Below are 10,644 nucleotides of genomic sequence, written 5' to 3' on the forward strand. Positions count from 1 at the left end.
TCATTTAATAAATAACTCTTTTCTGAACATTGGTAATATAATCAGTGGTATTAAACTCACTAAAGTCGCTATAGGTGTTATTATCGCCTGTAGTGGCGCGCTGCACTTCTCAAATACCGCCAATGCCTCCAGTTGCCAAACTGCGGATGGCACCCAAGGTGGTATAGCTGTAACTAATAATGGTAGTTGTACCATTACGAACCAATATGCACCTGTGACAAATGATAACGAAGTTGGAGCCGTTTATGTCAATAATGGGGATAGAGTCACACTAATTGGTGATCCTTCTACAATTATTCAAGGCGAAACGGGATATATCAGCAAGTTGCTTGGCGAGCTTTATTCGGCTGCAAATGGTCAAGAACATTTAATGTTGGGTGATAAAACCAATGGCGTGACCACCTGGGATAATATTACTGGATCAAATATCGTTGTTGCGACCTATGATAGCAGTAAAATTAGTTCATCAGATTGGGGAGCATCCAATTATTGGTTTACTGCGACCCCGCATGATGTTAATGGACAGCAATATATAAACACACGTTTCGGCACTGTCGAAGATGGGACGCTGGTCGTTAATTTAGGTGATTCTACCTTACCGTCAACGGCTGATGAAAACAAAATAACCATGGCCGCCAAACAGAGTTTCTTAACGGTAGCTAAAGGGAACAATAGCACCGTCGAATGGACATCAAAGAATATGTTGGTGTTTGAAGTTTGGAGCCCGGCACAAGCTGGAATTGGCACCACGCATTTCGAATATAGCACGCCCAACTATCAAGGCTCTTTTATCGGTTTTGATAACAACAGCTATACCGTCAATAATGCGGCAGAGTTAAAAGCTTATAACGATGTTCTTATTCAAGCTCTAAAACAAGGCAAATTAACATCACAACAAGCCTACGATACGGCATTAGCGCAGGGCGTCACCTTTACCGAAAAAAACGGCAGTTTCGACTATAGCGTCACTCCTGGTGATGAAGTCACTATGGCCGTTGGCGATAGCGCGGTGATTGTTGCCGATGGTCATGGCGCAAAAGGAATTATTAAGGATGGTGGGCAGTTAGATACGCGAATTAGCTACTTAGGCACGATGGTCGCTAAAAATGGCGGCCATATTGAAGTCGAACAAGGTGCACAACTTTCCGGCCAGTATTACCTGATGAGAATTATGGAGGATAGTTCTGGGATTAATGACGGAATTATATCGAGTGGCTACCTCGTTGGTGATAATTGGGATACCACATCACTGCATCCGCACCCCAATAGTTTCGCTTATGTACAAGGTTTTGCCGTCACAGTTGAGGGTGCAAATGCCGGTTTTACCAACAATGGCATTATGAACCTGGCCGGATGGAGCTATGCTGAAAATGCCAGTTCAATACTCGATACCAATTATCTGATTAAAACAACGTCCGGTGCAACGGCGAGTAATAACGGAATAATGAATATTGGTGTTAACAATAACTTTCTTGATTCCGATCTTGCAGGTGTCATTGTTGATGGCATCGGCACTGCATTTACCAATGACTCTGGTGGGCAAATTTATATTGGCCGGGCTGCACAATATGATATTGATAACCCAGAGAATGTCAGTGATACCGCCAATAAACGCTCACAACAGGGTATTCGCCTGATTGAAGGAACGGCGACCAATAATGGTCGTATTACCATTGGTAGTAAAACTGAAAATGCAATCGGGATGATTGCGACTGGAGACAAAGTCGGCACCTCTCTGGCGAATAACGGTCAAATCATTATTAATGGTGATGCATCAGATCATCCGTTACAAAATGTGGCGATGTGGGCCGAAAACACCGGTGATACCGATATTCATCATAATGGTCTTATCGAACTTAATGGCGTTAATGCCGTAGCTTTAAAAGTGTTATCCACCAACAAGAATGCCTCGGCAAGCACCAGTTCAACCAGCAGTATTAATATTGAAGGTGGTGCCAATATTTCTAATGGCACGCGAAACTTTGGTATTTGGGTTGAAGGCCGTGACGCTGCCGCTGAAATACAGGGGCAAGTTAATCTGAAAGGCGAAGGTGCCATCGGTGTACATGCCCGTAATGGTGCCAAGATTGATGTCAAAGGTAACGCCCAAGTTAATTTTGTTGATGGCGATAATCAGATTGGCTATTTCGTTCACGGCCTGGGTTCTCAGATTCTCAATAGTACATCTCAAGCTCAAACCTTAACGACTAATGGTTCAACACTATATCGCCTGGACGGCGGAGCCAGTTTTGTCGGCTCTGATGTCATTGATTTATCTTCACAACTGACCGCTCAATCAAAAGATACCACTCTATTTTTAGTAACAGGAACGGATAAAGATACCGGCACTGCCAGTAACTTCACTTCGGGTAAACTAAAAATGGATGTTAACGGCGAAGGTTCTACCGGTATTCGCGTAGAAGGTGGAGCAAGCGCTACTATCACCGCAACTGCCGATATTATTCGGGTCGCAGGTAATGGTGCGACAGCCGGTGTTGTTGACGGTAAATATTATGGTATTGATGGCCTTGAAATGCCGGAGAGTTTCAGCACCAATTCTATTTTAACCAGCTTCGCTCAATTAGGTTCGGCCCATTCTGTTGATGGTGCTTTTGGTTATATTGCCCGTAATAACGGAACTCTGATTCATAAAGGCAGCCTTGATTTCTCAACCAGTGGAACAGGTAAGACCGGAGTGCTGGTCGATAATGGAATACTGGATAATCAGGGAGACATAAAGGTTAAAGGCACTGCTGTTCATATTAAAGGTGAGAGCGCAAAAGTTAATAACACCAGCACCATTGAAGCGACAGATGAAACAGCCGCCTATTTAATTGATAGCGGTGCTTCACTGACCCTGAACGGAACGGGTCAGACAAAAGCAGGCGGCACCGCTCATGGCGTGCTATTACAGGCCGGTGCGAAGGGCTTGACTATCGAGCGCGCAATTATTGATATGCTTGGAAGCGGAAACGGCATAGAAAACACCGCTGAAATTAGTCAGATCAAATTGAGTGATGCCATCATTAATGTTGGTTCAGGCGCGGGGATACGTACAGCAACCGCGTTAGCACAAACTGATAATGTGACCATCAATGTCGAAGGGACTAACGGCACCGGCTTCTTATTTGAGAAGAATATCGCCGGAAATAAAATGACTGATGTTGAGCTGAATTTAGCGGGCACTGACGGGCTAACGATTAACGTTAATTCAGCCAGTGGGCAAGGTTTGATGACCAATTCTTCCGCCAATGTTACCAGCGGAGCCAATATAAATGTTAATCAGACAACAGGCGGTTCAGCATTAGTCGTGGCTGGTATCAGCAGTACAGTGAATCAGCACGGTAATCTACAATCAAAATCCACAGAAAATGGCGTTTCAGTCGTTGATATCAATAATGGTCACGTCAGTACCTTTACTAATTACGGCCAAATTTTAGCGGCAAGCGCCACACAATTAGCTCTGCAAACCTTATCCGGCCCGGCGGTCGCATTTACTAATGCGGCGAACGCTATTATTAGTGGTCAGGTCAACCTGCTGAATGACCTGGATAATAGTATTACGCTGATGAGTAGCAGCAAGGGTACTGACTTTAAAACCAGTGCTGGCGATGACCGATTTTTCTTAAAAGATATCAAGGCCAGCGAGCAAGGTACGTTATTCCACACACTGAATGGCGGTGCTGGCCACGATACTCTGCAACTGGATAATTCGGTTTATCGTGTTCTGAATACCAATACTATTTTGAACATGGAGCAAGTTGAATTAAAAAATTATTCGACAATGACACTAGACAACACTTTATTGGCATTGGGTGATGCTAAAGATGACTCTGCGGATACAGGTTATAGCATTGATGCCAGCAGCGAGCTTGCCGTTATTAATGATAATGCCGTAGCTTTCAATAGCCATTTATCGGGCCTTGGTGTCCTTAGTGTCAATACTTCCGGCCAGAGTTTTGATTTCACCGCGAATAACTATGCCGATGGTTTTGCTGGCACAGTGGCATTGGGGCACAGCACTTTCCAATTGCAGGATGGTAATACCGAGGCGCTAACCCAAGCCACATTGAAATTAGGGCAAAATAGTGTGACTCACGTTGGTGATAGCCAACAAAATATCGGCGGGCTGATTTTTGACGGCGGTACCCTTAATTTCAATACCGGTACACCGGGTCAGCCGGAAAAAAGTCAAATCCAGACCAGTAATATATTGAACCTGGCAGGTACCGGCAAAGTCGGCATTAATATTGAAAGCGTCCAAAGCTACCTACCATCTTCAACGCCGTCGGCCGATGTAACTGCGTTAATGGAACAAGATGATGGCAATCTGCTGCTCAAACTGGCGGACTCCCTTGGCGTTGTCACTGGTAGTGGTGGAGCATTACAACTGATTGATAATCGGACTAATACCGTAATAACTGATAAAACAATGGCAAACATCGAGCAAAATGGCGTGCACGTTGCTAATGGTACTTACGATTATCGATTAACAAACGGAGCCAATAATGATGGTTTGTATGTGAACTATGGCTTAACCCAGGTGGAATTGTTAAGCGATGGTGCCAATGCTTTAACTCTCAGTTCGGGTGGAAAAACCGGCGTAGCCGCTGATCTTAGTGCCCAAATAATGGGTAGCGGAGATTTATCCATCGATACGGGTGTTGGAAAAACTGTTTCGTTATCAAACGCACTTAATAGCTATACCGGTATTACTGATATTCGTTCTGGAACCTTATTGATGAAGGCGAATAACGTACTGGGTAATACTGAAAAATTGCAGTTGAGCAATCAAAGTATATTTGAAATGGCCGCTTTTAGTCAGGCCATTGGTAAACTTGAAAGCGCGTTGGGAACATGGGTTAACTTGAGTGGTGGTCACCTGACTATTAATCAAGGTGGTATTTCTGATGGTCATTTGACTGGAGCAGGAACCTTAACCGTTGCGGATGATGTGCTAACAGTAAATGGTGCTAATGAGCAACTCTCAGCCAAAACTGAGATTGCCCATATCGCTCAAGTTAGTCTGAATCATATCAGCGGCTTAGGCACAGGTGATATTGATAATGCCGGTAAACTTAATCTGACGGGAGCAACCGGCGATTTCGTTAATAATCTTAGCAACAGCGGTGATGTTAAGCTGAACAATAGCCGGGTGGAATTACAAGGTAATAACACATCATTCTCCGGACGCTATCAAATTGATAATACCGCTGTATTAATAGCATCTCAGGCCCAACATCTTGGCAGTGCTGATGTTGAAGATAACGGGGAGTTGGTATTGAATGCCAACTCTCACTGGGCGTTGTTAAATAATGTCAGTGGTGTTGGTAATTTAACTAAATTAGGCCAGGCAGTGCTGACCTTAATGGGAAATGTGACTTACACCGGCTTGACAGATATTCAACAGGGTGGGGTCACATTAGGCAATAGTCATACACCAATCACACTGGCAAGTCAGCAAGTCAATATTGCCAATAATAGCTTTATGTCAGGCTATGGCGGTGTTGCCGGTCATATTGATAATCTGGGTTCGTTATACGTAGGTGACAGAGCGGTCACCCGTTCATTATCACCAGCGACGACTTTTATGGTCGGTGGCAATCTCATTAATAGCGGTTCAACTTATATTGGTTCAGCATCAACGTCTGCCGGTAATCAACTGCATGTCAGTGGCGATTATCAAGGGAATAATGGCAATCTGTATCTTAATACTGTTCTGGGTGATGATAACTCACTGACAGATAAACTCATTGTTGACGGTAACACTCAAGGCAATACTGTAGTCACCGTGACTAATATGAGTGGTCAGGGCGCAGAAACTCTCAATGGTATTGAGGTTGTACATGTTGGTGGCGATTCTGCCGGAACGTTTACGCAAAATGGCCGTATTGTTGCAGGGGCTTATGAATATAGCTTAGGTCGTGGGAATGGAGTGAATGCAAGCAACTGGTATTTGACCAGCCAGCTAAACGATACCCCGACAGAGCTAATCGATCCGCTAGATCCTTCAAAACCATCAATTTTACGGCCTGAGATAAGCAGTTATGCGGCAAATATTGCCGGGGCCAATACATTATTTATGACCCGACTGCATGACCGCTTAGGTGAAACTCAATATATCGATGCCTTAACGGGCGAAGAGAAAGTGACCAGTCTGTGGATGCGCCAGGTCGGTGGGCATAACCGCTCCCGTGATACATCTGGACAATTGAAAACCCAAAGCAATCGTTACGTGTTGCAGTTAGGCGGTGATATTGCCCAATGGAGTGATGATAATCTCAATCGCTGGCATTTAGGGGTGATGGCGGGTTATGCCAATCAGCAAAGCAATACCCACTCACGGGTTACCGGTATCGGGTCCAAAGGTAAAGTTGACGGCTATAGTGCCGGGTTATATGGCACCTGGTATGACAATGATGCCGATAAGAACGGCACTTATGTTGATACCTGGGCGCTATATAACTGGTTTAATAATACGGTTAGCGGTGAAAGTTTCGCCAGTGAAAACTATAAGTCCAGCGGTGTCACGGCCTCGGCCGAGGTGGGATATACCTTCAAAATGAGCGAATCACCGGAAGATAACAGAATATTTTATCTTCAGCCGAAAGCTCAGGTTGTCTGGATGGGCGTCAAAGCCGATAGTTTTAGCGATGCGCACAATACTCAGGTAAGTAGTAAAGGTGATGGTAATATTCTGACCCGCCTGGGGCTTCGTTCTTATATCAATGGTTATAGTGATATTGATAAAGATAAACAGCGCGTATTTGAACCTTTTGTTGAAGCCAATTGGATCCATAACAGTAAAAGTTTTGGTGGCAGCATGGGGGGCAAATTAGTTGAACAGGATGGCACCAGAAATATCGGTGAACTGAAAGCCGGTGTTGAAGCTCAATGGGAACCTCAGTTAAATCTCTGGGCAAACGTCGGCCAACAGGTGGGCGGTAAAGGTTATAGTGATACATCTGCGGTTGTAGGCGTCAAATATAACTTCTAGTTTAATCAATGTATGCGGGCCACATTCGTAGTGGCCCGTTTCTCAAACATCAATCGCCACTGATTTCAGTTTTTTTCGCAGCGAGCCATAAACTGCCTCTCAACTCTAACCTGGTAAAGCCCCTTTTTGGGCATCAGAAAGAATCTCCAACACGACTTCTGACGGGCGACACAAGCGGGTTCCCAGCGGCGTCACCACGATCGGGCGGTTAATCAGGATCGGATATTGCAGCATAAAATCAATTAACTGATCGTCAGTAAAGCAATCTTCAGCAAGCCCCAGCGTTTCATACGGCTCAACGTTTTTACGCAACAGCGCCCGTGCGCTGATCCCCATATCAGCAATGAGTTTAATCAGTACATCGCGTGAGGGCGGTGTCTCAAGATAGTAAATAATGGTCGGTTCTGTACCGCTGTTACGGATCAACTCCAGCGTGTTACGCGAGGTGCCGCAGGCCGGGTTGTGATAAATGGCAATATTGTTCATATCAGAGTCTCATTACAGATTGAGGGAGAGGCGCAGCGCCAGCGCGGCCAGAGTGACAAACAGCACAGGTAGAGTCATGATAATCCCGGTGCGAAAGTAGTATCCCCAGGTGATCGTCATGTTCTTCTGTGCGAGTACGTGCAGCCAGAGCAGTGTCGCCAGGCTACCAATCGGCGTAATTTTTGGCCCCAGATCGCAGCCAATGACGTTGGCATAAATCATTGCTGCTTTGATAACGCCAGACGCAGTGCTGCCATCAATAGACAGTGCGCCAACCAGCACTGTAGGCATATTATTCATGATGGATGACAGGAACGCGGTCAGGAATCCCGTGCCAAACGTGGCAGCCCAAAGGCCGTTGTCTGCCAGGAAACTCAATACGCCAGAGAGGTATTCTGTTAACCCAGCATTGCGCAGCCCATAAACAACCAGATACATTCCCAGTGAGAAAATCACGATCTGCCACGGCGCACCACGCAACACTTTGCCGGTGTTAATGGCATGACCTCTTTTCGCCACTGCAAACAGGATTACCGCCCCCACTGCCGCAATAGCACTCACCGGAATACCCATCGGCTCAAGTACAAAAAAACCGACCAGCAGCAGGAGTAATACAATCCAGCCAGTTCTGAATGTCGCCGGGTCTTTGATAGCGAGCGCGGGTTCTTTCAGTCGGGCCAGGTCATAGGTTGGTGGAATATCTTTGCGAAAGAACAGATGCAGCATCACCAGCGTGGCGATAATGGCGGCAATATCCACAGGTACCATCACCGAGGCATATTCCGTGAACCCCAGATGAAAGAAGTCAGCCGAAACGATATTAACCAGATTCGATACAATCAGCGGCAAGCTGGCAGTATCGGCAATAAAACCAGCAGCCATCACAAACGCCAGCGTGGCGCTTTTACTGAACCCAAGCGCCAGCAGCATGGCAATAACTATTGGGGTAAGAATCAGCGCGGCACCATCATTAGCAAACAAAGCCGCCACGGCAGCACCCAGCAGAACAATGTAAGTGAACAGCAAGCGCCCTCGCCCATTGCCCCAACGGGAAACGTGCAATGCCGCCCATTCAAAAAAGCCGGACTCATCCAGCAACAGGCTAATGATAATGACGGCAATAAAGGTTGCAGTGGCGTTCCAAACGATATTCCATACCACGGGAATATCAGCAATGTGTACAACACCTGAAACCAATGCCAATATGGCACCCAGCGTGGCGCTCCACCCAATCCCTAACCCCTTCGGCTGCCAAATAACCAACACAATGGTCAGGATGAAAATGGCTCCGGCCAGTAACATAAAATCTCCTGATAGAGCAGCAGCACCGCCCTGTATAATTAAAAATTAACTTACGAGTTGCCTGAATGTATCAATACCAGTGGGCTATGCCGCCAGAACCGGAACCCATGCTATTCCAAATCAGTAGCTCTGTACCTAAACCACTGACACCCGTACTGCAATACATAGACGAGTCATATGCCGTTAAATCCTTTATTTTCACATTCGAAAAACCATATATATTATGGTAAATTTTTTTTTTAGATACAAACTGCCTTACCACTACCAGAGCCGTTGGCTAATGCCAGCTTACGGGCGATGGACCGAACGTCGTCCTGCTGGCTTAACCAAGCTTGCTCGATAACCTGAGCCGCCCATGAAGGAATATGCGGGGATAAGCGGTAGTGAACCCATTTCCCCTGCTTGCGATCCAGCAACAGCCCACTTTCCCGCAGCATTGCCAGATGGCGCGAGATTTTGGGCTGTGACTCATCCAGCGCCGTGCAGAGATCACACACGCACAGCTCTCCCATCTCTTTGAGCAGCAACACAATGCCCAGACGAGTTTCATCGGACAGGTTTTTGAATAGTTGCAGGGAAGTTAATGCCATGATGTTCTCCGTAATCACGACTTAGTAGCTTACACAGCTTACTGGAAGATTGGAACATATTCGAAAAAACATATTTATTTGAGGGCGTAGCTAAGAGATAAGGTTTTATCCGGCATCAGAAAATACAAGAATCATCGTGATACTATTTCTCTGATGCACTGACTATCAAAAATCTGGAATAAACCCCTCTTTCTGCTAAGTATGAACGGAGTGAATAGTGGGGGGGGATTTGAGGCGTTGCGTTATACCCCTATCCCCTCAGCCGCAAAAATTACGTTACAAAGTATCTTGCTGTTCTCCAACAACTATCTAATTTCACTCAATAGTTCTGGGTGTTTATCAAGCACTTGCAGCAATTTTATCGTTGATGGATGTGGCAAGGCCTTACCCTTTTCGTAACGCGAAAATGCATTCACTCCACCTCCAAAAATCTCACTGGCTTCCCGCTGGTTTAGGCCCAATTTTTTTCGCACTTGCACAATATATGCGGGTGCAATTGATTCTGTATTGACCATTTTTCGCAAAAGCATCGTTTTTGCGACATAGCTATCGGACTCAGCTTCAGTCAGAACTGTTTCACCGCATGCCGGGCAATGTTGCCCTATCACGCTTTCGACGATGAGCTTACGCCCTTTATAGGTAAAGGGAACGTCACGCGCTTCGTGGATTAATTCTGCACCACCACAAACTGGACATTTCATCATTAAACCTCCTTAAACGAGACAATCAAAACATCATCGATAACCGTGATTTTCAAATAAACTCTACCGCAAGAAAGCATAGGGCGGTAAACATCCTGCCAAATTGTATAATCTTGATGTGTCGTCATACTTTTATAAAAATCGGCGCTAGTCAGTTCGCAAACTACATCACACATATCCCTAAAACTTAGCCCCAGCTCCTCAGCGCCATCTCTGGCAGTGCGAGTCGATTTAACATTCCCTTTCAATACCAATTCTTTTACTTTTAGTAAACGAGTATGCGGAGTCCGTTTCTCCATTTCATTGCCATCCTTGAGCAAGTTTCACCCAACAAATATAACCTACTAGGTTAGTTATGGCAAAAAAATAACCTAGTAGGTTTGTGTGTGTAGTTTAGCTAATATCAATGAGTTATGGTTGTTAAGGTGGCGAAGCCTGTCATTTTTATTTTTAGCACTCACAAAATCATCTGCGCCGCCCGGCATTTATAAAATAGGTTGTTGTGGTTCTGCGTTTAACTTCCTGGATCGTACATATCACAGGGGTTCCCTCTATAATCTGAAAAATA

The 10,644-nt window shown here is 45.4% G+C and carries 6 protein-coding genes; 1 reads left to right on the forward strand and 5 read right to left on the reverse strand.

Annotated features, from left to right (window positions below; genetic code table 11):
- Nucleotides 1-214: 214 nt before the first annotated feature.
- Nucleotides 215-6,997, forward strand: a complete 6,783-nt coding sequence (locus HU019_RS19650; protein WP_217450951.1) for an autotransporter outer membrane beta-barrel domain-containing protein — start codon at nucleotides 215-217, stop codon at nucleotides 6,995-6,997.
- A 105-nt stretch (nucleotides 6,998-7,102) separates the two neighbouring features.
- Here the strand turns inward: HU019_RS19650 and arsC are convergent, their stop codons facing one another.
- The 5 genes from arsC to HU019_RS19675 form a co-directional block, all read right to left on the reverse strand.
- Nucleotides 7,103-7,483: a glutaredoxin-dependent arsenate reductase gene (arsC, locus tag HU019_RS19655; RefSeq protein ID WP_174847772.1), complete on the reverse strand. Its 381-nt coding sequence runs from the start codon at nucleotides 7,481-7,483 to the stop codon at nucleotides 7,103-7,105.
- A 12-nt stretch (nucleotides 7,484-7,495) separates the two neighbouring features.
- Entirely contained in the window at nucleotides 7,496-8,785 is a 1,290-nt protein-coding gene (locus HU019_RS19660; protein WP_174847773.1) for an arsenic transporter, read from the reverse strand.
- A 239-nt stretch (nucleotides 8,786-9,024) separates the two neighbouring features.
- On the reverse strand, nucleotides 9,025-9,375 hold the full coding sequence (gene arsR / locus HU019_RS19665) for an As(III)-sensing metalloregulatory transcriptional repressor ArsR (protein WP_174847774.1): 351 nt from the start codon (nucleotides 9,373-9,375) through the stop codon (nucleotides 9,025-9,027).
- A gap of 305 nt (nucleotides 9,376-9,680) precedes the next feature.
- Nucleotides 9,681-10,079 carry a type II toxin-antitoxin system MqsA family antitoxin gene (locus HU019_RS19670; RefSeq protein WP_174847775.1) on the reverse strand — a complete coding sequence of 133 codons (399 nt, stop codon included), beginning with the start codon at nucleotides 10,077-10,079 and terminating at the stop codon, nucleotides 9,681-9,683.
- On the reverse strand, nucleotides 10,079-10,375 hold the full coding sequence (locus HU019_RS19675) for a type II toxin-antitoxin system MqsR family toxin (protein WP_174847776.1): 297 nt from the start codon (nucleotides 10,373-10,375) through the stop codon (nucleotides 10,079-10,081). Before HU019_RS19675 ends, HU019_RS19670 begins: the two co-directional genes overlap by 1 nt.
- Between the last annotated feature and the right edge of the window lie 269 nt (nucleotides 10,376-10,644).

This window comes from Yersinia artesiana (assembly GCF_902726545.1).
GTDB classification, from domain to species: domain Bacteria; phylum Pseudomonadota; class Gammaproteobacteria; order Enterobacterales; family Enterobacteriaceae; genus Yersinia; species Yersinia artesiana.

What these genes read in the sequence shown, in the direction of transcription:
- HU019_RS19670 (WP_174847775.1), bottom strand. Translation starts at nt 10,079, where the DNA reads ATGATGAAATGTCCAGTTTGTGGTGGTGCAGAATTAATCCACGAAGCG.
- HU019_RS19675 (WP_174847776.1), bottom strand. Translation starts at nt 10,375, where the DNA reads ATGGAGAAACGGACTCCGCATACTCGTTTACTAAAAGTAAAAGAATTG.
- arsC (WP_174847772.1), bottom strand. Translation starts at nt 7,483, where the DNA reads ATGAACAATATTGCCATTTATCACAACCCGGCCTGCGGCACCTCGCGT.
- HU019_RS19660 (WP_174847773.1), bottom strand. Translation starts at nt 8,785, where the DNA reads ATGTTACTGGCCGGAGCCATTTTCATCCTGACCATTGTGTTGGTTATT.
- arsR (WP_174847774.1), bottom strand. Translation starts at nt 9,375, where the DNA reads ATGGCATTAACTTCCCTGCAACTATTCAAAAACCTGTCCGATGAAACT.